At 62.9% G+C, this 23,374-nt stretch carries 23 protein-coding genes; 20 read left to right on the forward strand and 3 right to left on the reverse strand.

Annotated elements, in window-relative coordinates; all coding sequences use genetic code 11:
• The 8 genes from AC5ZGW_RS33660 to AC5ZGW_RS33695 are packed head-to-tail and all read left to right on the forward strand — an operon-like array spanning nucleotide 1 to nucleotide 7,438.
• The gene (locus AC5ZGW_RS33660; RefSeq protein ID WP_130226081.1) at nucleotides 1-897 is read left to right on the forward strand and encodes a polysaccharide deacetylase family protein; all 897 of its coding nucleotides are present in this window, start codon (nucleotides 1-3) and stop codon (nucleotides 895-897) included.
• Entirely contained in the window at nucleotides 894-1,754 is an 861-nt protein-coding gene (locus AC5ZGW_RS33665; protein ID WP_130226056.1) for a branched-chain amino acid ABC transporter permease, read from the forward strand. The genes AC5ZGW_RS33660 and AC5ZGW_RS33665 overlap by 4 nt, the downstream gene beginning before the upstream one ends.
• The gene (locus AC5ZGW_RS33670) at nucleotides 1,751-2,755 is read left to right on the forward strand and encodes a branched-chain amino acid ABC transporter permease (protein WP_130226057.1); all 1,005 of its coding nucleotides are present in this window, start codon (nucleotides 1,751-1,753) and stop codon (nucleotides 2,753-2,755) included. Before AC5ZGW_RS33665 ends, AC5ZGW_RS33670 begins: the two co-directional genes overlap by 4 nt.
• 3 nt (nucleotides 2,756-2,758) lie before the next feature.
• Nucleotides 2,759-4,018, forward strand: coding sequence for an ABC transporter substrate-binding protein (locus AC5ZGW_RS33675; protein ID WP_130226058.1), 1,260 nt, complete (start codon nucleotides 2,759-2,761; stop codon nucleotides 4,016-4,018).
• Between the two features lie 59 nt (nucleotides 4,019-4,077).
• Nucleotides 4,078-4,836, forward strand: coding sequence for an ABC transporter ATP-binding protein (locus AC5ZGW_RS33680; RefSeq protein WP_130226059.1), 759 nt, complete (start codon nucleotides 4,078-4,080; stop codon nucleotides 4,834-4,836).
• Nucleotides 4,829-5,533, forward strand: coding sequence for an ABC transporter ATP-binding protein (locus tag AC5ZGW_RS33685; RefSeq protein WP_130226060.1), 705 nt, complete (start codon nucleotides 4,829-4,831; stop codon nucleotides 5,531-5,533). Before AC5ZGW_RS33680 ends, AC5ZGW_RS33685 begins: the two co-directional genes overlap by 8 nt.
• An 11-nt stretch (nucleotides 5,534-5,544) precedes the next feature.
• Nucleotides 5,545-6,534: an amidohydrolase family protein gene (locus AC5ZGW_RS33690; protein WP_130226061.1), complete on the forward strand. Its 990-nt coding sequence runs from the start codon at nucleotides 5,545-5,547 to the stop codon at nucleotides 6,532-6,534.
• 13 nt (nucleotides 6,535-6,547) lie between these two features.
• Nucleotides 6,548-7,438, forward strand: coding sequence for a polysaccharide deacetylase family protein (locus AC5ZGW_RS33695; RefSeq protein ID WP_130226062.1), 891 nt, complete (start codon nucleotides 6,548-6,550; stop codon nucleotides 7,436-7,438).
• Between the two features lie 21 nt (nucleotides 7,439-7,459).
• On the opposite strand, the gene AC5ZGW_RS33700 is transcribed toward AC5ZGW_RS33695, so the two are convergent.
• A complete protein-coding gene (locus tag AC5ZGW_RS33700; RefSeq protein ID WP_130226063.1) occupies nucleotides 7,460-8,242 on the reverse strand; it encodes an alpha/beta fold hydrolase in 783 nt (260 codons plus the stop codon).
• Nucleotides 8,243-8,373: 131 nt separating this feature from the next.
• Between AC5ZGW_RS33700 and AC5ZGW_RS33705 the strand changes: the two genes are divergently transcribed.
• The 5 genes from AC5ZGW_RS33705 to AC5ZGW_RS33725 are packed head-to-tail and all read left to right on the forward strand — an operon-like array spanning nucleotide 8,374 to nucleotide 14,119.
• Nucleotides 8,374-9,051, forward strand: coding sequence for a GntR family transcriptional regulator (locus AC5ZGW_RS33705; RefSeq protein WP_130226064.1), 678 nt, complete (start codon nucleotides 8,374-8,376; stop codon nucleotides 9,049-9,051).
• A gap of 10 nt (nucleotides 9,052-9,061) precedes the next feature.
• Nucleotides 9,062-9,931, forward strand: a complete 870-nt coding sequence (locus AC5ZGW_RS33710; protein WP_165435224.1) for an FAD binding domain-containing protein — start codon at nucleotides 9,062-9,064, stop codon at nucleotides 9,929-9,931.
• A complete protein-coding gene (locus AC5ZGW_RS33715; protein WP_130226066.1) occupies nucleotides 9,928-10,407 on the forward strand; it encodes a (2Fe-2S)-binding protein in 480 nt (159 codons plus the stop codon). The genes AC5ZGW_RS33710 and AC5ZGW_RS33715 overlap by 4 nt, the downstream gene beginning before the upstream one ends.
• Entirely contained in the window at nucleotides 10,404-12,731 is a 2,328-nt protein-coding gene (locus AC5ZGW_RS33720) for a xanthine dehydrogenase family protein molybdopterin-binding subunit (RefSeq protein ID WP_130226067.1), read from the forward strand. Before AC5ZGW_RS33715 ends, AC5ZGW_RS33720 begins: the two co-directional genes overlap by 4 nt.
• 14 nt (nucleotides 12,732-12,745) lie before the next feature.
• The gene (locus AC5ZGW_RS33725; RefSeq protein ID WP_130226068.1) at nucleotides 12,746-14,119 is read left to right on the forward strand and encodes an MFS transporter; all 1,374 of its coding nucleotides are present in this window, start codon (nucleotides 12,746-12,748) and stop codon (nucleotides 14,117-14,119) included.
• A gap of 394 nt (nucleotides 14,120-14,513) precedes the next feature.
• Here AC5ZGW_RS33725 and AC5ZGW_RS33730 read toward each other — a convergent pair whose 3' ends face one another.
• Nucleotides 14,514-15,497 (reverse strand): IclR family transcriptional regulator domain-containing protein, encoded by a 984-nt coding sequence (locus tag AC5ZGW_RS33730; protein WP_474418542.1) that lies wholly within the window; start codon nucleotides 15,495-15,497, stop codon nucleotides 14,514-14,516.
• Here AC5ZGW_RS33730 and AC5ZGW_RS33735 point away from each other — a divergent pair.
• The 6 genes from AC5ZGW_RS33735 (at nucleotide 15,405) to AC5ZGW_RS33760 (ending at nucleotide 20,912) form a co-directional block, all read left to right on the forward strand.
• Nucleotides 15,405-16,661, forward strand: coding sequence for an aromatic ring-hydroxylating dioxygenase subunit alpha (locus tag AC5ZGW_RS33735; protein ID WP_130226070.1), 1,257 nt, complete (start codon nucleotides 15,405-15,407; stop codon nucleotides 16,659-16,661). The genes AC5ZGW_RS33730 and AC5ZGW_RS33735 overlap by 93 nt on opposite strands.
• A gap of 9 nt (nucleotides 16,662-16,670) precedes the next feature.
• A complete protein-coding gene (locus AC5ZGW_RS33740; RefSeq protein WP_130226071.1) occupies nucleotides 16,671-17,141 on the forward strand; it encodes an aromatic-ring-hydroxylating dioxygenase subunit beta in 471 nt (156 codons plus the stop codon).
• A complete protein-coding gene (locus AC5ZGW_RS33745) occupies nucleotides 17,138-18,127 on the forward strand; it encodes a PdxA family dehydrogenase (RefSeq protein WP_130226072.1) in 990 nt (329 codons plus the stop codon). Before AC5ZGW_RS33740 ends, AC5ZGW_RS33745 begins: the two co-directional genes overlap by 4 nt.
• On the forward strand, nucleotides 18,124-19,155 hold the full coding sequence (locus tag AC5ZGW_RS33750; RefSeq protein WP_130226073.1) for a 2Fe-2S iron-sulfur cluster-binding protein: 1,032 nt from the start codon (nucleotides 18,124-18,126) through the stop codon (nucleotides 19,153-19,155). Before AC5ZGW_RS33745 ends, AC5ZGW_RS33750 begins: the two co-directional genes overlap by 4 nt.
• 93 nt (nucleotides 19,156-19,248) lie before the next feature.
• Entirely contained in the window at nucleotides 19,249-20,592 is a 1,344-nt protein-coding gene (locus AC5ZGW_RS33755; protein ID WP_130226074.1) for an MFS transporter, read from the forward strand.
• A gap of 116 nt (nucleotides 20,593-20,708) precedes the next feature.
• A complete protein-coding gene (locus AC5ZGW_RS33760; RefSeq protein WP_165435218.1) occupies nucleotides 20,709-20,912 on the forward strand; it encodes an RES family NAD+ phosphorylase in 204 nt (67 codons plus the stop codon).
• Between the two features lie 132 nt (nucleotides 20,913-21,044).
• Here AC5ZGW_RS33760 and AC5ZGW_RS33765 read toward each other — a convergent pair whose 3' ends face one another.
• Nucleotides 21,045-22,382 carry an MFS transporter gene (locus AC5ZGW_RS33765; protein WP_130226075.1) on the reverse strand — a complete coding sequence of 446 codons (1,338 nt, stop codon included), beginning with the start codon at nucleotides 22,380-22,382 and terminating at the stop codon, nucleotides 21,045-21,047.
• A gap of 157 nt (nucleotides 22,383-22,539) precedes the next feature.
• On the opposite strand from AC5ZGW_RS33765, the gene AC5ZGW_RS33770 reads away from it, so the two are divergent.
• On the forward strand, nucleotides 22,540-23,295 hold the full coding sequence (locus tag AC5ZGW_RS33770) for an IclR family transcriptional regulator (RefSeq protein WP_028168260.1): 756 nt from the start codon (nucleotides 22,540-22,542) through the stop codon (nucleotides 23,293-23,295).
• Nucleotides 23,296-23,374 lie beyond the last annotated feature (79 nt).

The raw sequence follows: 23,374 nt of genomic DNA on the forward strand, positions 1-23,374 counted from the left end.
ATGCTGCCCACCGACCGTCTGGCCTATTCGTCAATCGCGGACCGCCCGCGGCTGGTGCTTCCGGATGCAGCGCGCGTCGCCGTCTGGGTGATCGTCAATGTGGAGGAATGGGACCCGAAAGAGACGATGCCGCGAACGGTGTTGACACCGCCGGCCGGTGGCGCGCCGATGCCCGATATCCCGAACTGGGCCTGGCACGAATACGGCAATCGCGTCGGATTCTGGCGCATGCTCGAGGTGCTGGACCGCTTCAATATCAAGGCGGCTCTCGCCATCAATGGCAAGGCGATCGGCACGTATGAGCCGATCGCAAAGGCGGCGCATGATCGGAGCTGGGAATTCATCGGTCACGGCTTCGGCCAGAAGAACATGCAGAAGGTCGCGGATGAGCGCGAGGACATCCGCAAGACGCGGGATGCGATCCGCGCCTACACGAACAAGAATCCGCGCGGTTGGCTGGGTCCCGGGCTGACCGAGACCTGGGAGACGTCGGATATCCTGGTGGAGGAAGGGTTCGACTACGTCTGCGATTGGGTGCTCGACGATGAGCCGGTGGTCCTGAAGACCCGCACGAAGCCGATCGTGAATGTGCCGTACACCCAGGAATGTAACGACGTGGCGATGATGCTGATCCAGCATCACAAGGCGTCGGAATACCGGGATCGTGCCATCGACCAGTTCGACCAGATCTATGCCGATGCCAAAACCTCATCGCGTATTATGGCACTGGTGGTTCACCCTTACATCATGGGAGCGCCGCATCGGCTCAAATATTTCGCGGCTGCAATCGAGCATATCAAGCGTCATCCCGATGCGACGTTCTGGACCGGAGAGCAGATTTACGACTGGTACCTGTCGCAACGTCCGAACGCGCTGAAGGGCCAAGCTCCGGCATGATGGGGATCAATCTCTTTCAGATCCTGAACGGCCTGACCTTCGCGGCCCTGATCTTCATCGTCGCGTCCGGCTTTACCTTGATTTTCGGCTTGCTGCGCATCGTCAATCTCGCTCACGGAGCACTCTATCTGGTCGGAGGTCTCGCCGGCTATTCGGCGGCAAAGGCCAGCGGAAGTTTCGTGGTGGGAGCGTTGGCTGCGATGGCGCTGGTCGCAGCGCTAGGGGCGGTGCTCGACCGTGGCCTGCTGAGCTTCGTGCGCGGCGTCGAATTGCGCCAAGTGCTGCTCACACTCGGCGTCGCGTTCATTCTCAACGACATCTCGCTCGTGATCTGGGGCGGAGACACGTTCTCGGTGCCGGTCCCGGAGGCCCTGAGAGGCGCCATGTGGATTGGCGGCGTGATGTATCCGAAGTATCGCGTCTTCGTTCTGGTTCTCGGCCTGCTGGTGTTTGCCGTGCTGTGGCTGCTCCTCAACAAGACGCGGCTCGGCGCGCTGATCCGCGCAGGTGTCGACGATCCCGAGATGGTCGAAGCCATGGGCATCAACATCCGTCGGGTTTTCCTGGGTACATTCATGCTCGGGGCGGCTCTGGCAGGCCTCGGCGGGGTGGTGGGTGGTGCCTTCCTGACTCTTTACCCGAGTGCCGACGCAGAGATCCTGGTGTTCTCGCTCGCAGTCGTCATCATCGGCGGACGCGGCAGCCTCGTGGGCGCCGCGCTCGGCGCGTTGCTGGTGGGCCTTTTGAACGCGATCGGGCAGGTGATGTTTCCAGAACTCGCCTATTTCGTGATCTTCGGACCGATGGCGCTGCTGCTGGCGTTCCGGCCACTCGGCCTGTTCGGGAGGGTAGCGTGAGATCGGCTCCGCTCACCCCTGTTGCATCGTCGGCGGCCCGCTCGCTCCGCCAGCCGCGCGCCGTTGGCTGGATCGCGTTGGTACTCCTGGCCCTGACCGTCCTCCCTGCTGTCTTGCCGAGTTACCAGGTGTCTGTCGTCACGCAGGTCTTGATCTTCAGCGTGCTGGCGATGTCGATCGACATTCTCGCGGGCTTCGCGGGGCGCACCTCGCTCGGTCATGGTGCAATTTTCGGCGTCTCCAGCTATGTCGCGATCTACTGGACCTCGACGCTTGGCGGCGACATCTGGATCGGCATCGCCCTCGGCATTCTGGCGGCGACGGCGCTTGCCGGCGTGTTCGCGGCGCTGGCCATCCGCACGTCTGGCGTCTATTTCCTGTTGCTGACGCTGGCGCTCGGCATGATCGTATGGGGCGTCTGCTTGCGCTGGACGACGGTCACGGGCGGCGAAAACGGGCTGCGCGGTGTCGGTCGTCCCGCCTTTATCGCAGACCATGCCAGCTTCTATTACGCCGTGCTGATCATTGTCGCGCCACTGACCTGGCTGATGTGGCGGCTCGTCCACTCGCCGTTCGGGCTCACCTTGCGCGGAATCCGCGATTCCGAAAGTCGTATGCGAAGCCTCGGCTACAACGTTCCGCTCCACCTGTTCGTGGCATTCGTGTTGTCCGGATTCTTCGCAGGCGTCGCCGGCGGCCTCTACGTCTTGTTCAACAATTTCGTCAGTCCCTCGACCGTGCAGCTGTCGCAGTCGGTCTCCGCTCTGCTGATGGCCATCACCGGCGGCGTCGGCACGCTGCTCGGTTCCTTCGTCGGAGCCGCCGGCATCATCGTCCTGGAAAACGCCGTCAGCGCCTACACCGCGCGGTGGCCGAGCGTGCTCGGGATCGCCTTCGTGCTCATCATGATCTTCGCGCCGGAAGGCGTGGTCGGCCGCGCGCGCCTTCTGCTCGCACGCCGGCGTTCCCGTTCCTCGAAACCAAATCATTCCGGAGGTTAGACGATGGACCGCAGACGCTTCCTGAAAACGACCGGCCTTACGCTCGCAGCCGGCACCGGCGTTCTATCCGCCCCCTTCCTGGCGCGGGCCCAAGCAGCGCCGATCCGTATCGGACTGATGGCGCCGCAGACCGGTGTCGTGGCAGCCGGCGGCCGCGAGATCATCGATGGCTTTTCGCTGTTCTGGGAGAGCGCAGGCAACCAGGCGGGCGGCCGCAAGGTTGAGATCATCGTCGAAGACGACGCTTCCAATCCGGACACGGCGCTGCAGAAGGCGCGACGCCTCGTCGAGCAGGCGAAGGTGGACATGCTCTTCGGCAATCTTCTGGCCAACACCGGCCTTGCCGTTGCCAACTACGTCAAGGGCAACGGGACGCCGTACTTCATTCCGGTGATCGCGGCCGACGATCTCACTCAGCGCGCCAGGATCAAGAACGTGATCCGCGCCGGCGGTTACAGCGCCAGCCAGTTCTCGCGGCCTCTTGCGGACTGGGCGCTGAAGCAGGGCTACCGCAGGGTCGCGATGATCTCCCAGGACTACACGTTTGGCCACGAGCAGTGCGGCGGCTTCGCACAGACTTTCACGGAAGGCGGCGGCACGGTGGTCGGCCAGTTCTGGCATCCGCTGAACACGTCCGATTTCAGCCCCTATCTTGGTCAGGTGGCGGGTGTGAAGGCCGACGTGGTGTTCGCGATGCAGACCGGCGCAGACGCCACGCGCTTGATCCAGCAATATGCAAGCTTCGGTCTGAAGGATCAGATACCGCTGCTGGGATCGCAGAATGCGACCGACCAGTCGGTCATCCGGACGATGGGCGCCGAGTGCGAGGGGATCGTCACCTCCGCCCATTTTGCCGAGGGCGCCGATCTGCCGGCGACCCACGCGTTCGTCAGGACTTATTCCGACAAGTTCAGCAAGATCCCCTCGCTTTACGCCTTTTCGCATTATGTCGGCGCGATGTGGGTGGCCAAGGCGATCAACGCGATCAACGGCAAGGTCGAAGACCGCGATGTCTTCCTCGACACCGTGCTCAAGACCGACCTTCCGGACAGCCCGCTCGGCAAGGCGGTTCGCTTCGACGACTACGGCAATCCCGTTTACGACGTCGTCATCCGCAAGACCATGAAGAACAAGGACGGCAAATTCTGGAATGTCCCGATCGGGGGTTATCCGCAGGTGTCGCAGTTCTGGAAGTACGACCCCGCGACTTACATGAGGCAGCCGCCCTATTCGCGGGATTTCCAGGGCATCAAGAAGACCTGAGACCATCAAAGACGGCCGGCTCGCCGGCCGCTACGTTCCGCCTGTTGACGAGAAAGCGCGTGCCGGACACTATCCTCAAGCTCGACCACGTCGGCGTCTCCTTCGATGCGTTGAAGGCGGTTGACGACGTGACCCTGCGGGTCAAACGTGGCGAGCGACGAGCCATCATCGGCCCCAATGGGGCCGGCAAGACCACGCTGTTCAACGCCATCACGGGCGTGGTACCTCCGACGTCCGGCCGCGTCGAATTCGATGGATGCGACATCACGAGGATGCCGCCTCACCGCCGAGCCGCTTGCGGCATCAGCCGCACCTTCCAGATCACCAATCTGTTTCCGAGCCTGACGGTCGAGCAAAACATGCAGCTCGCGCTTTGCGGCCTGACGCCGCGCAAGTTTTCGCTGCTCGGTTCGGGCGGGCTGACCGATACCGAACGCGGCCAGGCTGACCGCGCCCTCGGTTTATCGCGGCTCGGTCCACGTGCAAGATCGCTGGTGAGCGAATTGTCGTATGGCGAGCAGCGCCAGCTCGAGATGGCGATGGCGCTGGCGCCGAATCCCCGGCTGCTGCTGCTCGATGAGCCCGCCGCCGGCCTCTCGCCGGCCGAGCGTGTCATCGTCGCCGACGTCATCCGCAGTCTGCCGGCGGAGATCACCATCGTCCTGATCGAGCACGATATGGACCTGGTGCTCTCCCTGGTGGACTGGGTGACCTGCCTCAACAACGGCCGGTTCCTGGCCGAGGGGGCACCGGCAGAGATTCGCGGTAACGTTGACATCCAGGACGTCTATCTCGGCAAGGCGCACCGTCATGCTTGAGATCCGCGATCTTCATAGTTTCTATGGCGAGGCCCATGTGGTGCAGGGGGCTTCGCTCACGGTGCGTGACCGCGAGGTGGTCGCGCTGCTCGGCCGTAACGGCATGGGCAAGACCAGCCTGATCCGCTCGGTGATGGGCTTGTCGGCGCCCCAGGTGCGCCAGGGCAGCGTGGCGTGGAAGGGCGAAGTCCTGACCGGTATGACGTCGCACGAGATCGCCGGGCGCAAGATCGCGCTGGTGCCGCAAGGGCGGCGGTTGTTCCCCTCGCTCACCGTTACCGAACATCTCACCATGATCAAGTCCGTCCGCGCTCGCGACGGCTGGACCGTCGATCGCGTCATGGAGCTGTTCCCGCGGCTGGCGGAGCGGCGCCAGCACCGCGGCAACCAGCTCTCGGGCGGCGAGCGACAGATGCTCGCCGTGGCGCGCGCGCTGATGATCGACCCTGAACTCATCCTGATGGATGAGCCCTCGGAAGGACTGGCGCCGGTCATGGTCCAGCATCTGGAAGGGATCATCGCGCGGCTGAAGGAGGCGGGTCTGGCGATTCTGCTGGTCGAGCAGAACCTCTACAGCGCGCTTGCGGTCGCAGACCGCGTCTACGTCATCGAGACCGGAAAGATCGTCCACGAGGCGGATGCGTCGGCTCTGGTCGATAATCCCCAATCGCTGATACGCTTCCTCGGCGTGCATTGAGGCCCGACTGCATGAAGATCGACATCCATAGCCACGTCATTCCCGATCGCATCGTCAGCGCCATCGCCGCCGATCCCAAGCGCTTCCGTGCGCGTGTCGAAGGCGAAGGTGCTGCGCGCAAGATCATTCATGACCAGGGCTACGTCTATCCCTTGTTCGAGGAATTTCGTCAGACAGGGGCCAAGCTCGCCGCCATGGACTGCAAGGGCATCGAGATCTCCGTGATCTCGCCGGCGCCGCCAATGTTCTATTACTGGGCCGATGCCGATCTGGCGCTTGAAGTCGCCGGCCTCGTCAATGATGGCGTGGCAGACATGGTCGGCGTCCAGCCGGCCCGATTGCGCGGCATGGCGACTGTGCCGATGCAGCATCCGGATGCCGCCGTCGCCGAACTCGAGCGCGTCGTTCGCGCCTACGGGTTCAGGGCCGTGGAGATCGGCACCTCGATCGAAGGCGCGCAGCTCGCCGAGGAGCGCTTTCGTCCGTTGCTGCGCCGCGCCAGCGAGCTCAACGTCTTCGTCTTCGCGCATCCTTATTATGTCGGGGCCAAGAGCGGGCTCGAAAACTACTATCTCACCAATCTCATCGGCAATCCGCTGGACACGACGGTAATGCTGGCCAATCTCATGTTCTCCGGCCGGCTCGATGAACTGCCCGACCTGAAGCTCGTCCTGGCGCATGGTGGCGGCTTTGCGCCCTACCAGATCGGACGGCTCGTCCACGGACACGCGGTGCGCAGCGAAGCCAACGGCATCAGCAAGTCCTCCCCGAAGGAGCTGCTCAAGCGGATCTATTTCGACAGCCTCGTTTTCGAGCCGCAGGCGCTGCGTTACCTCATCGACCTTGTCGGCGCCGATCACATCTGCATCGGAACCGATGCGCCCTTCGATATGGCCGATGCTGATCCCGGTGCGACGATAGACGCGGTTCCCGCGATCGCACCGCAGGAACGTCAATGCATCTGCTGCGGCACGGCGCTGAAGCTGCTGTGCGAAGGTTGAAAGAGAGGAAGAGATGTCCGAGCCCGTCGGCAATAGTCTTCGCAACCGGCTGTCCTACAGCCCGATCCACCGTAGACCGGCGCTCAAGCTCCCTAACGATGCGCGGGTGGCGGTGTGGACCATCGTCAATGTGGAGAACTGGAGTCCTAACGGTGCGATGCCGCGCGCCGTGCTGCCGCCGCCGATGGGGCAGCCGCTGCTGCCTGACGTTCCCAACTGGGCCTGGCACGAATACGGCATGCGTGTCGGTTTCTGGCGATTCATGGAAGCGCTGGGCAGCCGGAATCTGAAGGCGACGTTCGCGCTCAACGGCTCCGTCTGCGAGGTTTATTCCGAAGCATGCGAGGCGGCGCGGGACGCGGGATGGGATTTCATGGGGCACGGCTTCGTGCAGAAGCCGATGCACAAGGTCGAGGACCAGAAGTCGGCGATCGCCGACACGATCGCTGCGATCACGAAATTCACCGGCAGGCCGCCCCGCGGCTGGGAAAGCCCGGGCCTCACCGAGACCGACGAGACGCTGGACCTGCTCGCTGAAGCCGGCATCGAATATGTCGCCGATTGGGTGCTCGACGAGCAGCCGATTCCCCTGAAGACGCGCCACGGCGACATCATCTCCGTTCCCTACACGGTCGAAATCAATGACGTCGTCATCAGCGCGGTACAGCAGCAGCCCTCAGACGAAATCCTGCGCCGCGGCCGTGATCAATTCGATCGGCTCTATTTCGATGGCGCCAAGGCGCCGCGCGTGATGGCCATTTCCATCCACCCTTATCTGACGGGTGTGCCGCACCGGATCAAATATCTCGAGATGCTTTACGACTACATTCTCGGCCACGACGGCGTCGTGATGTGGACCGGGGCCGAGATCCTCGATTGGTACCGCTCACAGGTGCCGGGATAGGACGGCGCCGGTGCGGGCCTGTCATGACAGGAAATCTTCGATCGACCGAATGAAGGCCTCCGGCTGCTCGAGGGGCGGACAGTGCCCGCATCCCGGCAGTTCACGATAGGACGCGCCAGGGATCTTGTCGGCCAGCAACCGGCAGAGGGGAGGCGGGGTGGCGGCATCGAGCTCACCGCACACGACGCGCGTGGGTTTGCGGATCGCGCCGAGCTGCGGCGTCAGGTCCGCCGTCATCAAGCTGCGACAGGCCGCGATGAAGCCGTGGGGATCGATGCCGAGCAATACGCGTCGCCGCTCGTCGACGGCACCGGGATGCGCGGCGAGATAAGACTCGTGGAAGACGCGGCTGGCCGAAATCGTCGCGACCGAACCGATACCCTCGTTCGCCACCTTGGCGGCCATCAGTTCAAAGGCTTTGCGGCCTTCCGGCGGAAAACCGGCAGCTACGTCGGAAAGGACGAGCTTGCCGAACTTCGCGCCGTGCCGCAGCGCCATCGCGACTGCAACCGTGCCGCCGAACCCGTTGCCGATCACCACGGTCTGTTCAGACAGGCCCTGAGGTGTGAAGAGTTGGGCGAGATGATCTGCGTAGCCCTCGATGCCCGGCGGGATGCAGGCCGAGCCGTGGAAGCCGGGCAGGTTCACGAGGGTGACGCGAAAACGCTGCGTGAGCCAGGGCAGGACGGGATTGAAGGCCGTCCGGTCCGCCAGAAGCGAATGAATGACCAGAAGATCGGGGCCCGAACCCGCCTGAACCGCCGTCAGGCGATCTGCGGCAAGGGTGACTGGTTTGAGCTCCACGTGCGACTCCTTGGAATATTATGGCAAGAAAAAATCTAGCCTATACCTATCCCGATCTAGCTTATCCGAGCGCAGACGGAAAGTATTTTCAGTGGCTTGTCAGTCACGGCAAGAAGTCTATAATATATCAGATGAACGAAATTCCCTACCAGCTGATGCGCTCTGATATCTATGGTGTTCTCCGCCGGGAGCTGTTGAGCTGCGCCATCCGCCCCGGCGCCGAGATCAGGGACGCCGAGATCGCCGAGCGTTTCGCGGTGTCCCGCTCGCCGGTCCGCGACGCGCTGCTGCGGCTGGAGGCTGAGGGGCTGGTGGTGATCAGCCCGCGCAAGGGCTATCGAGCCGCGCCGATCTCGATTGCGGACGCGCGCGATCTGTTCGAATTCCGCGCTATCCTCGAACCTGCCTGCGCGGCGAGCGTGGCATCCGAGGCGACCGATGAGGCCCTGCGTGGCCTCGATCACTTCCGCTCCATCGACGGTTTCGCTGCTGGGGTAGCGGAGGCCGAGCCGACCTTTGTGCAATACAACCGCGAATTTCATCTGGCGATCGCGGGTCTGTGCACGAACCAGCGCATGCGCGACGCGGCCATCGATCTGATCGAACAGTTCGATCGTCTCGTCATTGTGAGCATCAGCAGCAGCGAGGCCGGCGGCCAGCAGGAGGCGCTGATCGCCGAGCACTGCGAGATCATCACGGCGCTGCAGGCGCGCGATGGCAAGCGGGCGGGGCGCATTCTGGCGCGCCACGCCGGCCGCGCGCGCAAGCGTGTGTTGTCGGCGCTCTCGCGCTCGCCGATCGTGCCCTAGGGAGCCGGCGATGAAAGCGCCTCCGTTCGCCTATCACGATCCGCGCAGCCGCGATGATCTGATCGGGTTGCTCGCAGAGCTTGAGAACGCCAAGCTTTTGGCGGGTGGCCAGTCGCTGGTGCCGATGTTGAATTTCCGTGTGGTCGCGCCCGACCACCTGATCGACATCAACCGCATTCCGGATCTCGCCGGCATCCGCCTTTCCGCGGACGACGTTGTGCTTGGGGCCATGACGCGGCAGTGCGATCTGCACGCATCCGCGGAGCTCGCCGCAACGGCGCCGATCATTCGCCAGGCGCTGGCTCATGTTGGTCACTTCCAGACACGTTCACGCGGCACGATCGGAGGAAGCTGCTGCCATCTGGATCCAGCGGCGGAATTGCCGGCCCTGTGCGCGCTGCTCGACGCCGAGTTCGACGTCGCGGGGCCAAACGGCGCGCGCATCGTGAAGGGCGGCGACTGGTTCAAGGGCTATCTCGAATCTGCGCTCGAAGAACGGGAATATCTGCAGTCGATAAGGTTGCGCCGCTGGCCGGCCGGCCACGGCTACGGTTTCAGCGAATATGCGCGCAGGCGCGGCGATTTCGCCATCGCCGGCGCGGGTGCGCTGCTCGAATTTGCGGAAGATGCTCGCATCGGGCGCGCTGCGATCGTCGTGTTCGGTGTTGAGCCTGCGCCGATCAGGCTGGTTGAAGCTGAGCGGACGCTGGTGGGGCAGACATTCAGCGAGGCGCTGCTGGCCGAGGTGGCCGCCCAAGCGAGCGCGCTCGATGCGATGGCGGATGTGCATGTCTCCGCCGCTTATCGGCGGCGCCTTGCCGGCGTCGTGACCCGGCGCGCGCTCGCCGAGGCCGCCCGCCCCGCGAGGGAAGCGGTATGAGCGCCCGGAAGATCCATCTGACCGTCAACGGCGAAGCCGTCGAGGCCGAGGTCCAGGCCCGCGTCAACCTTGCCGATTTCCTGCGTCAGGCCATCGGGCTGACCGGTACGCATGTCGGCTGCGAACATGGGGTGTGCGGCGCTTGCACGATCATCGTGGACGGGCGGCCCGCGCGCGCCTGCCTGATGCTCTCCGTTCAAGCCGATGGCGCGAAGGTGGAGACTGTCGAGAGCTTGGGAACGCCAGAGTCGCTCTCGGAGCTCCAGCAGGCCTTCCGTGATCGTCACGCGCTGCAATGTGGCTTCTGCACGCCGGGCATGTTGATGACGATCGAGGCTCTTCTGCGCGTCGAAGCTTCGCCGACGCGCGAGCAGATCAGGGACGTGCTGTCGGGCAATCTCTGTCGCTGCACCGGCTATCAGGCCATTGTCGATGCGGCGCTGGATGCAGCCAAAGCGCGCAGGGGGACGCGATGAGCACGCGCTATTTCGGCGCCGCCGTTCCGCGCCTCGAAGATCCCCGTCTTCTCACGGGCAGGGGGACCTATGTCGACGACGTCGTCCTTCCCGGCATGCTGCACGCCGTCTTCCTCCGTTCGTCGGTCGCGCACGGCCGGGTCAGGAACCTCGATCCGTCGGCTGCGCTGTCGATGCCGGGCGTGCGCGCGGTCTATGCGATGGCGGATTTTGCCGGCTTCGGTTCAGGGCCGATGCCGGCGATGGCGCCTCATCCCCTGCTGAAGAGCCCGGTTACCTGCAGCCCGCTTGCCGTTGACGAGGTTCGCTATGTCGGTGAGGCGATCGCTATGGTTCTCGCCGACAGCCGCGCCGAGGCCGAGGACGCCCTGGCCGCGGTCGAACTCGACATCGAGCATCTCCCGGTGGTCGCAAACGCACGCCAAGGCGTTGCGGACGGCGCGCCGCGGGCCCATTCGGGCCGGGAGAGCAACGTGATCGCCACGCTGCGCGGGTCTCATGGCAATGTCGACGCGGTCTTCGCCGCAGCGGCGCATCGGTTCAGCGAGACGTTCGAAATCCATCGCGGGGGTTGCCATGCCATGGAATGTCGCGGCGTTGTCGCGGCGCCGGAGCCCCGATCAGGCGAATTGTCGCTCTGGACCTCGTCGCAGTCGCCCTACATGGTGCGGCGGCATCTGGCGACATATCTCGGCCGCGATGAAGCCGATATTCGCGTCACGGCGCCGGACGTCGGCGGCGGGTTCGGCCCCAAGGCCAATGTCTATCCGGAAGAATTCGCCGTCGCGCTTGCCGCGCTCGCCTGCGGCCGTCCGGTCAAGTGGATCGAAGACCGGCAGGAGCACTTCCTTGCCACCACGCAGCAGCGCGACCAGTTCTGGTCGCTGGAGGTCGCCTGCGATGCGACCGGCCGCATGTTGGGCGTACGCGGCCACTGCATTCATGACAACGGCGCCTATGCGCCTTATGGACTCATTCTGCCGGCCACGGCCCTGGCGTCCTTTCCGGGCCCTTACGCCCTTGCCGCGTTCGATCTGTCGATCGACGTCGTCCTGACCAATCTGGTGCCGACGTCGCCAGTGCGGGGCGCGGGCAGACCCAACGCCGCCTTTGTGCTGGAGCGCCTTGCCGATACCGTTGCCCGACGTTTGAATCTGCCGCGCGAGGAAGTGCGCCGCCGCAGTTTTGTCCGCGCCGAGCAGATGCCCTATGTGACGGGCGGAAAAATGCGCGACGGCTCACCGGTCGCATATGACAGCGGGGATTACGCGAAGGCGCTGTCGCTCGTGCTCGACAAGATCGGTGCCGCCGGCTTCGCGCGGCGCCGCGCCGAAGCTGCGGCTCGCGGCCGTCTGCTTGGACTCGGCTTTGCGTCCTGCGTCGAGGACACCGGGCTTGGGCCGTTCGAGGGCGCCTCGGTCCGCGTCACGCCGGCCGGCAAGGTTGTGGTCGCGACGGGCGCTGCGAGCCAGGGCCAGGGGCATGCGACGACGTTGGCCCAGATCGCCGCCGATGCGCTTGGGGTCGATCTGTCCCAGGTGACCATCAAGGCCGCCGACAGTCGCATCTTTCCGCTTGGGATCTCCACGATCGCGAGTCGCGTGGCCGTCACCGCGGGGTCTTCGGTCGAGATCGCGGCGCGCAAGGTGCGCGACAAGGCGATCAAGGTTGCCGCTCACATGCTGGAGGCGGGCGAGCACGATCTGGAGATCGAAAACGGGCAGGTTCGCGTGGTGGGCGTGCCCGACATGAACGTGCCGTTATCGACCATCGCGCGGGTTCTGTCCGGCTCCGCCGGCGTGCCCATCCCCGCCGGCGTCGAGCCGGACCTGGCGGCGACCGGCTATTTCGAAGCGAACCAGCTCGCCTTCGCCTACGGGTCTCAGGCCTGCGAAGTCGAAATCGATCCTGAAACCGGTGATACCCGGATCACCCGCTACGTGGTCGCGCATGATTGCGGAAGATTGATCAATCCGCTGATCGTCGATGGCCAGATCAGGGGAGGGGTCGTGCATGGCGTCGGCAACGCCTTGTTCGAGCATATGCGGCACGACGAGGCGGGGCAGCCGTTGACCGCGACCTATGCGGATTACCTGCTGCCAGGCGCTGCCGAGATGCCGGATATCGAGATCCATCACATCGAGACGCCGTCGCCGCGCAATCCGATCGGAGCCAAGGGCGCCGGCGAGGGTGGCACGATACCCGCGGCGGCCTGCGTGATCTCCGCCATCCAGGATGCGCTCGGACCAGAAGCGCCCTTCGTCACGATGCATCCGCTCTCACCGGAGCAGATTGTGGAATGGATCGACCAAACTAGAAAATAAAACAGGGGGAAACGATGAGTGTAGTGGCAGAGACGACGGCTTTGACGGCCGCCTCAGCAACGATGTCGGTCCAGTCGGGAGCCAGGCTCGACCGTTTGCCGATTTCAGCGTTCCACACACGAATATTCTGGCTGATCGGGGCCGGGATGTTCTTCGACGGCTACGATCTGTATGTCGGCACCAGCGTGCTGGGCGCCACACTCGCGAGCAAGTTTTCGACCCTGGCGCAGAATGCGCAATTCGTGTCGGTCACCTTCATGGGCATGACGATCGGCGCTCTAGCCGCGGGTTTTCTCGGTGACTCCTATGGACGGCGCTTCACCTACCAGTTCAATCTGCTCCTGTTCGGGATCGCTTCTCTAGGGGCCGCGTTCGCGCCGTCCATGGAATGGCTGATCGCAGCCCGACTGCTGATGGGACTCGGCCTCGGCGCCGAAATCGTCGTCGGCTACTCTTCGCTCACGGAATTCGTGCCCCCCGCGTCGCGTGGCAAGTGGCTGGCGCTGATGGCCATGATCGTGGTGAGCGGCCTGCCCGCCACGACCCTGTTGGGTTCGGCCCTAATTCCACTGGTCGGCTGGCGCGCGATGTTCCTCATCGCCGGCGCTGGCGCGCTGTTTGTCTGGTACCTCAGAAAGGCCTTGCCGGAATCGCCGCGCTGGCTCGAAACCAAGGGTCGTACCGAGGAAGCGGAAGCCATCGTCGCCGAAATCGAGAAGGAGTGTGGTGCGTCCGCCTTGCCGCCATTGCCGCCCCCCGCCGCGGTCAAGAGCTTCAGCGCGGCGGAATTGTTCGGGCCGGTCCTGCTACCCCGCTTGATCCTCGGGTCGATCGTTCTGATCGTGATCAATACCCTGATCTTCGGCTTCGTGACTTGGCTGCCGACCTTCTTCGTTCAACAGGGCATGACGCTGGCGAAGTCGTTCGCTTATACTCTTGTCATGTCGTTGGCCGCGCCGATCGGTTGCGCATTGGGGAGTGTCCTGGCGGACCGTGCCGGTCGACGGCCAACGATCGTCGGCGGATCGGTGTCCACGATCGCGTTCGGCCTGATCTATCCCATGCTTTCCGATCCCGTGGCCTTCGTCGCCATCGGGTTCTGCCTGCTACTGTCAATCTATGTCCTGGTCGCGCTGCTCTACGGCGTCTACACCCCCGAATTGTTCCCGACCGAAGTCCGGCTCCGTGCCAACGGCATTTGCAACATGCTCGGGCGCGGTGCGACTATCGTGTCTCCGTTCATCGTGCTCGGATTGTTCAGGGCCTATGGCATAGGTGGTGTGACATCCCTGATGATCGGCCTTCTGCTGATTCAGATCGTCGCGGTGATGGCTTGGGGGATAGAGCCGGCAAAACGGGGGTTGGAGGAGCTCGCCGACGGGCGCTGATTGTTTCGCTGTCCCGGCGAGGGCGCTGATCGGCCGCGCAAGCCCTGGGCGCTCGCCTTGGGGGCCTGCTTCACCTTTGGATTTTTATCGTTGGGATAAGCAACTGAAATCGCAGCAAACGTGAACGCGCTCCGAGCGCCAATAGGATGGCGTCGTCGCTATTGCACTTCTATGCATAGCGGCCGCTTCACTGGCGTCGCCGGCGCTTTCGGCCCTGCTGACTTAGATTGACCAATCTCGGCGTGGCCGTTGGCTGGGTACGCACAGCAAAACTCGGCTATTGGTCTTGGCATCAGCAATCTTCTTGGTGACAAACTGCCGACACTTCTCTTGTGCGCCGAGCGGACTGAGATGGGCGCATGACCGCCTCCGGTGTTCTAACGGCGGGAAGCCTTCAGCGCAGCTCCTTCAACGGCCGGGCGATCTGGTTCGCGCAGTTGAGTAGCACAGGTAGCAGACGTTTGCGCAGATCGTTGACTTTGACGCGGGCCGTGGCCGCACTCACACTGACGGCGGCGACAATGTCGCCGTCCGCGGCAAGCACCGGGACGGCCATTGATCTGATGCTCGGCGCCAGCTCCTCGTCGCTGATCGCATAGCCGTTCTTCGCTGCGGTCCGGATCGCAGACAGAATGTCCGGGATAGTGGTCAGCGTCCGCGGCGAGCGTGCGCTCATCGGTTGCCGGCTCAGTCGTCGCGTGATGTCGTCATCAGTATGGCCGCCGAGCAGGATGCGGCCTGTCGCCGAGCAATAGAGCGGAAGATAGGCGCCGACGCGAACGCCGGTCTGGACGTAGTGCTCGGCTTGCGCGCGCGCAATGAAGAGCGATTGATTGTCGTCCAGCACCGCCAGCGAAATCGATTCCGCGGCTTCATCGCGGGCGCGCTCCAGCAGCGGCTGTGCGATCTGCACGAGCTTATCGCGGTCGGACATCACGCCGCCGAGCCTGCGAAGACGAGGAAGAGGACGGAAGTCTCGTCCCGACAGCTCGAGGTAATTCAACTCGACCAGGGTGAGGAGGCATCGGCGCGCGGCTGCGCGTGTAGCGCCTGAAGCGCGCGCGGCGTCGGCGACGCTCATCACGGGGTGAACCGAGAATGCCTCGATGATCGCGAGGCCTTTCGCGAGCCCCGCCATCCCTTCACGTCTCTCTTGGGTTTCCGCGATCGCCATAGCTGAGCTCACCTTGACAGCCGTTTTAGAGTGGCTCAAGGTGTTCGAAATAAAGATACTTGTTCGATATTCGAACAGATCGAACGTGAAGTCAAGCGTGAGGAAGCGCCGATGAACAAGATCGTTTTGCCGCCGGAACGAGCAAATCTCGTCAACTGGCCGGAGGGGCTCACCCGCGTTCCGTATTGGGTGTTCCAGGATCAATCGGTTTACGCGGAGGAGCAGCGCAAGATCTTCCAGGGGCCGAATTGGCATTATCTCGCGCTGGAAGTTGAACTGGCGGAGCCGGGCGATTTCCTCACGGCGCACATCGGCGATACGCCCGTGATCGTAACTCGCGACACCGACAATGAAATCTACGCGTTCGAAAACCGATGCGCCCATCGTGGCGCGTTGATCTGTCTGGAAAGCCGCGGCAAGCATCGCAAGGATTTCAGCTGCGTGTATCACGCCTGGAATTACGACCCGCAGGGCAATCTGACGGGAGTCGCCTTCAAGGACGGCATCAAGGGCAAGGGGGGCATGCCCGACTCGTTCAAGATGGAGCAGCACGGTCCGCGCAAGCTGCGCATCGCGATCATTCACGGCCTGATCTTCGGTTCATTCTCTGAGGACGTGCCGTCGATCGAAGAATATCTCGGCGAAGAGATCTTGAACCGCATCGAGCGCGTGCTCGGCGGTCGCACGCCCGTGGTGCTCGGGCGCTTTACCCAGGTGCTTCCAAACAATTGGAAGCTCTATATGGAGAACGTCAAGGACTCCTATCACGCCAGCATTCTGCATCTTTTCTTCACGACATTCGATTTGAACCGGCTGTCGATGAAGGGCGGCATCATAGTCGATGAAAGCGGCGGGCACCACGTCAGCTATTCGGCGATCGATCGCGAGGCCGAAAAGGACGTGGATTACGCCAAGCAGCAGTTGCGCTCAGAGAGCGAGTACAAGCTCGCCGATCCCAGCTTGCTGGAAAGTTTCGACGAATATCGCGATGGCTGCACGCTGCAGATTTTGTCGGTGTTCCCGACCTTCGTGCTGCAGCAGATCCAGAACGCCATTGCGGTTCGCCAGATCGTGCCGCGTGCGGTCGACAGGACCGATCTGAACTGGACCTATCTCGGCTTCTCTGATGATACGCCCGAGCAGCGCCTGTCACGTATCAAGCAGGGCAACCTGGTTGGGCCGGCCGGATACATCTCGATGGAAGATGGCTGTGTCGGCGGCTTCGTGCAGCGTGGCGTTGCCGGCGCAAGCGACGATCATGCTGTCCTCGAGATGGGCGGAGCCGATGCCAATAGCAGCGAGAGCCGGGTGACCGAGGCGTCAGTGCGCGGCTTCTGGAAGGCGTATCGCGCCAACATGGGACTCTGAGGATACGCGATGACCAGCAGCGTTCTGCAATATATCATCGAAGCGCAGGCGAAGTACTCGCGCTGCATCGATGACGATCGCCTCGAGGAATGGCCGAGCCTGTTTCATGGCCCGTGCCTCTACAGGATCACGACCGCATCGAATTATCGCGAGGGGCTCGAGGCCGGCATCGTGTTTGCCAACTCCCGCGGCATGCTGATTGATCGCGTCTCGGCGCTGCGCGAAGCCAATATCTATGAGCGGCAGACTTATCGTCACATCCTCGGACAGCCGTCGATCTTGTCGGAAGACGGAGCAAAGGTGCGTAGCGAGACCCCCTTCTTGGTGGCGCGCACCCTGCAGGATGGCGACACATCGATTTACGCCACCGGTCGCTATTTCGATGTCTATGAGATCGCGGACCGGTCGGCGCAACTGCAAGAGCGGACCGTCGTATGCGACAGCTCCCGGATCGACACGCTGCTGGCGCTGCCGTTATGACCTCGAGAGCTGTTGCGCTGACCATTGGCGATCCCAATGGGATCGGCCCTGAAATCGCGGTGAAGGCTGCGGTGCTGTGTGCGGAAGCGCAGACCGGCTCATCTCCAATCCTGGTTGGCGACGAGCATGTCATCCGCTTCTACGCGGACAAATTCGCACCCGGCCTGACCCTGACGCAGGCCGGGGCATCCACTGACAAGCGGCCGTTGCTCTATCATCCTGTTGCCGCGCTTGACCCAAGAGCCTTCACGCCTGGACATGGGCGTGCGGAGGGTGGCCGCGCCACCGTCGCCTATGTCGAGGCGGGACTCGACCTAATGAAAGTGGGGCGGGCTCATAGCATCGTGGCTTGTCCGCATTCCGAAACCAATGTCAACGCTGCCGGCATCAGGTTCTCCGGCTATCCGAGCCTCCTGGCACGGCTGAAGAAGGTGCCGGAGGATGAAGTGTTCCTCATGCTGGTCGGTGCGGGGCTGCGGATCGCTCATGTGACATTGCATGAGCGGCTTGCCGATGCGCTTGACCGGCTTACGCCAACCCTGATCGAGCGCGCTATTCGCACAACGATCGATGCCTTGAAGAATCTCGGCGTTGCACGCCCCAAGCTTGGTGTGTTTGGCATCAATCCTCACGCAGGCGAGGGCGGGCTTTTTGGCGACGATGACGATCGCATCGTCAAGCCGCTGGTCGAGCGACTGAAGGCGGAAGACATCGATATCGAGGGGCCGGTGGGCGCCGATCTGATGCTTGGTCAGCAGGGCTTCGATGCGTTCGTGGCGATGTATCACGATCAGGGACACATTCCGATCAAGCTGCTGGCGGGCCGGAATTCGGCGGCGATGTCGATCGGTGCGGGCCTGATGTTTTCAAGTGTCGGCCATGGCAGCGCCTTCGACATTGCGGGGAAGGGCATTGCCGATCCCACGCCCGTCCTACGCTGCATCCAGCTCGTCGCAGGCGCCAGTCAATTCAAGGCAATCCCATGACCCACACAATCGCAGTCGAAGGCGCCGACATCAACTTCACGTGCCATGACGGCGAAACCATTCTCGTCGCAGCGGAGCGTGCGGGCTACACGATGCCCTACTCCTGCAGAAAGGGCGTCTGCGCATCCTGCGAAGGCTTTCTGAGCAAGGGCGATGTCAAACAGCGCTCGAAGGAAATGACGGGTCCGGCCGGCAAAGTCCTGTTCTGCACGGCCACGGCCAAGAGCGATCTCACCATCCGGGCGCGCCGCATTCAGCGTCATGATCCGTTGGCGCGGAAGAAAATCCAGGCGCGGGTGTTTCGCATGTCGCGCCCGGTCGATGATGTCGCCATCCTGCAGCTGCGCTTTCCGGCCAGCATTCGTGCCAAGTTCAAGGCCGGGCAGTATCTGCGCATCCGCATGCCGGATGGCGACGAGCGCAGCTTCTCCATGGCTAACGCGCCGCAGGAAAGCGACTGCGTTCAGCTCCACATCCGGCATGTGCCCGGCGGCGCGTTCTCCGAGAGAGTGCTGGCTTCCTTGGAGCTCGACGACAAGCTCGAGGTGGAGGTGCCGTTCGGCGATTTCTACCTGCGCGAGGACGATCAGGCGCGCTACGTATTCGTCGCGACCGGTACAGGCTTCGCGCCGTTGAAGTCCATGCTCGATGACATGATCAGGCGGCGGCTCAACCGCGAGGTACGTTTCTATTGGGGCGGACGCACCGCCGCCGATCTTTATCTCGCGGAGACCTGCGAAAAATGGGCGAAGCGCTATCCGTGGTTCACGTTCATTCCGGTGCTGTCTGAAGCTGACCCGAACTGGGCGGGACGTCGTGGACTGGTTCACGTCGCGGTACTCGAGGATCTTATCGATCTGTCGGACCGGCACGTCTATGCCTGCGGGAATCCGATGATGATCGAAGCCGCGCGCAATGAATTCACGACGCGCTGCGGATTGCCAAGTGATCGCTTTTACGCCGATGCGTTCATCCCGAGCGGATCATCCCACCCAACATTGGTTCAAGTCTTGCAAGCTGCCGGCTGACAATTCTGCGCGCTCTTCGTGTCGGCATAGCCGCGCCGTTTCAAGATCAAGAAACAAATTGGACCAAATCATTTGGCCAGCAAAGGTGAGGAAATGAGCAGTACGGAGGTTGCTTTTGACGTCCCATCCTTCATCAATTCGCGCCGCACCGGCGTCACGCAATACGGGATTGTGGTGTTATGCGGACTCGTCATGTTTCTCGATGGTTTTGACACGCAGGCCATTAGCTACATGGCGCCGTCGATCGCAAAAGAGTGGGGGCTCTCTCGAGAATTGCTCGGGCCGATCTTCTCGTCGGCGCTGACTGGATTGATGGTGGGCTATCTGCTGGTATCGCCGTTATCGGACCGCTTCGGCCATCGCAAGCTTGTGGTCATATCGACGTTTGCGTTCGCACTTCTGACGTTTGCCACCGTCTTTGCAACCAATGTCACTGAATTAATGGCGCTTCGTTTCGTTACCGGTACTGCGCTCGGCTCGGTGGTGCCAAGCGCCATCGCGTTGACGACCGAGTTCAGTCCTGCTCGCTTGCGCGCCACCTTCGTGCTGGCGATCTATTGCGGCTTCTCGCTAGGCTTCGTCGCAGCCGGCGCCGTCGCTGCGTGGGCTATTCCTGCATACGGCTGGCACTCGATGCTGCGGATCGGCGGCGCGGCGCCCATGCTTGTCGCGATCCTGGCGCTGATGTTCTTGCCGGAGTCGATGGATTTCCTCATTCGCACCAAAGCGAAGCCGGATACAGTCTGGCGCGTGGTGCGCCGGGTGGATGGCGCGCTGCCGGTGGAGGGACCGACGAAGTTCGTCACCGAGGTGGGCGAGCGGCGCGGCGCAGTCGGAAGCCTGTTTTCGTCCGGGCGCGCAGCAGGAACGCTGGTGATCTGGATCGTGTTCGTGCTGAACCTCGCGGAGTTCTACGCGCTGCAAAGCTGGCTGCCATCGATGCTGACGAATGTCGGCCATTCCCTCAGCACAGTGGCGCTCGCTACCACCATGACCACCGTTGGTGGCATCGTCGCCGCATTCGCGATCGGACCGGCGATGGACCGCATTGGGCCCTATGGCTCACTTGGCACTGTTTATCTGGCGGGCGTCCTGTTCGTTCTATCGTTCGGCTATTCGATCGACAAGCCAAGCTGGATCATGATCGTGGCTGCGTTCTGTGCCGGGTTTTGTGTCAGCGGCGGACAGAAGAGCGTGATCGCGCTGGCGGCGATTTATTATCCGACCGCGATCAGGTCAACCGGCGTGGGTTGGGCGCTTGGCATCGGCAGGTTAGGGGGCATTGGTGGCCCGCTGTTGATCGGCGCGTTGCTCGCGTACCACTTGAGCCCTCAACATATTCTCTATGTTGCCGGGATCCCGATGTTGCTCGCCGGATTGCTCATCTTGCTGCTTGGCCATTGGTATGGGCGGGACGCAGCCAGGGGAGAAGGTTGAGCAGACCTTCCTCAACCTCCTTGTGTCCCGGAAATCTGTCGGAATGTGCGAACGGGCGGTTGGATCAAAACCGCCCGTTGCTGGAACTGAGCCCGTTGCACCCAGAGAGGAGTCTCATGTTGATGGTGCCGAGCGTCATCGCGCCGGTGGACCACAACACGCTAATCAATCCGGCCCACCCGGAATTCCGTCACATCACCACGGCAGTGCACGAGCCGGTGTTTTGGATCGCCGGCTGTCCGCCGCCGTCATCGGGTCGTGAAAGGCGGATGGTTCGATCGCAGGCTATCGTTGGGGCGTACAGCGCAAGCGACCTCTGATCAATTCGGAGGGAGTGGCATAATCCCTTATGTATACGGGGTCGATGCGTTCGACCGAGACGGTGTGCGGGAGGCGCGGCTTGGGGAGTTTCGAGGAAACACGTCAGGTAGGTGCATGCCGGCCTTGGGCGTTCAGCGGGGCACGGAACGGGCCAGGAAAAGCGCTGCCGTCGCGGCGATCAGCGCCGGAATGGCGGCTACGGCAAACAGCGGCTGTGGTTCCATGTTACGGGCAAGCATGAGGCCGCCGATCAAAGGACCGACGATCGAGCCGATGCGGCCGATGCCTAGCGCCCAGCCCACACCGGTCGACTTGATCGCGGTCGGGTAAAACGTTGCAGTCAGCGCATTCGAGGCGATCTGCCCGCCGACGATGCAGAATCCGGCAGCAAAGATCGCGACGGTGATGAGGCTCGTCGAATGACTGCTCAAGCCGATCGCCGCTACCGCGACCGCAGCGCACAGATAGGTGAGCGCGAGCGCGCGGAACGAGAAGCGGTCGATAAAGTGGCCGAGCGCGAAGGTGCCGACCACGCCACCGACCTGCAGCATCGCGCCGATCGCCGCGGCAACCGACACCGAGACACCGAGATCATGAAGCACCGTCGGCAGCCAGTTTGAGAGAAGATAGAGATCGAGCAAGCTCATGAAGAATACGATCCAGAGCAGTAACGTGACGGCGCTCCGCTGCTCTGTGAAGAGATGGACCACCGGCAGGCCGGCCAGCTTGGGCTCCTGCACGGCGAAGCGGACGTCGCCCGCAAACGTCGCCTCCGGCGTGATGCGCCGCAACAACCCGGCGACCTCGCGATCGCGCCCGCCCGTCAATGCGAGATAGCGGATCGATTCCGGCAGCGAATGCACAAGAACTGGCACGAGCAGGAGCGGCGCGATGCCGCCGACCAGAAACACCGAGCGCCAGCCAAAAGCGGGGATCAACGCAGCCGCGAGCAAACCGCCGAGCGCCGCGCCGATGGAAAATCCGGCAAACATCGCCATCACCATGGTTGCTCGACGGCGGTGCGGGCTAAACTCGGAGGTCACTGCAACCGCGTTTGGCATCGCGCCGCCGAGGCCGAGACCGGTGAGGAAACGGAGCGCCATCAACCATGTGGCATCCTGGGCCAGCATGGTTAGCAGGCTGCCGATGCCGAATGCAGCGGTGCTGGCCACGATGATCCGCTTGCGGCCGATCCGATCGGCGAGCGGGCCGAAGATCAAGGCGCCGATCATCAGGCCGAATAATCCGGCGCTGAACACTGGTCCAAGCGCATCGCGCGGCAGCTTCCATTCTTGCGCCAGGGCGGGCGCAACGTATCCGATGGCCTGCGTGTCGAATCCGTCGATAAAGAGCACCGCCGCACAAATCAGCAGCACCTGAATTTGAAATGTGCCGACCGGCTGTCGGTCGATGTAGCTGGGGACATCGACGACCATCGGGTTGGACTCCTCGTTCACGCCGGTGGCCATGGTGCGATTTCCTCCTGGCGGATCCAAATGTCCCACCGTCTTCTATTTTGAAATCTCTTATAGTGAGATTATGTCGAAGACAATCCTGCTCCGATGTCCCATTCCCGGAAGCGCGGGACCGCGGTACAGGACGGGCGACATTGGAACGGATCGACAGGTGGAGAAGAGAAACAGCCAAGACCGGGTGCTCGCCGTGCTGGAACTGTTCAGCGAAACGCGCCCGCTCTGGACGCCGGACGAACTGATGCGCGAACTCGGCTACACGCGTCCGACGCTCTACCGCTATCTCAAGAGCCTCAGGGAAAGCGGGCTGTTGATGTCCGTCCGTGGGGGCCGCTTCGCCCTCGGGCCTAAAGTCGTCGAGATGGACTATTTGAACCGGCGCGCAGACCCGCTGGTCGCCGCCGCCGCGCCACATCTGGAGCGTCTCACCGCGGCGCATCCCTGTACCGCCCTGATTGTCCGCTGGTATGGCGACAAGATGCTCTGTGTTGCTTCGCAATCGTCGGCGCCCCATCCGGTGAGCAGCTATCCGCGGGGCCGACCGATGCCGATGGGTCGCGGCGCGATTGCCCGCTCGATCATGGCATTCCTGCCGAAACGCAGTCTGGTCCCATTGCTTGAGCGTTATGCCGATGATCTTCGCAGCGTCGGCCTCGGTGCGACGGCCGAGGAAATCGCAGTGGTGCTGAAGCGCATCCGAAGAGCGGGCGTCGCGGTCGCCTTTGGTGAAGTGACCCCCGGGGCAATCGGCATCGCCGCTCCTATCCTCGATGCAAACTATCCGGTCGCGAGTCTCTGTCTCACTATCGCTGGCCAGCATGCGAATGGTGGCCTGATTGATCGGATTAGCGGGGAAGTGCGCCAAACGGCCAACCTGATCTCTGCCGAGATCTTCGAGGAAAATGGATAGAAATCTCAAAATATGAGATTTTAGCTTGACCTGAGCCGCGATGCTCTGCATTGAATTACGGTCCCCCTGCGGCCGGCAT

The sequence above is a fragment of the Bradyrhizobium sp. Crot121 genome, from assembly GCF_059512385.1.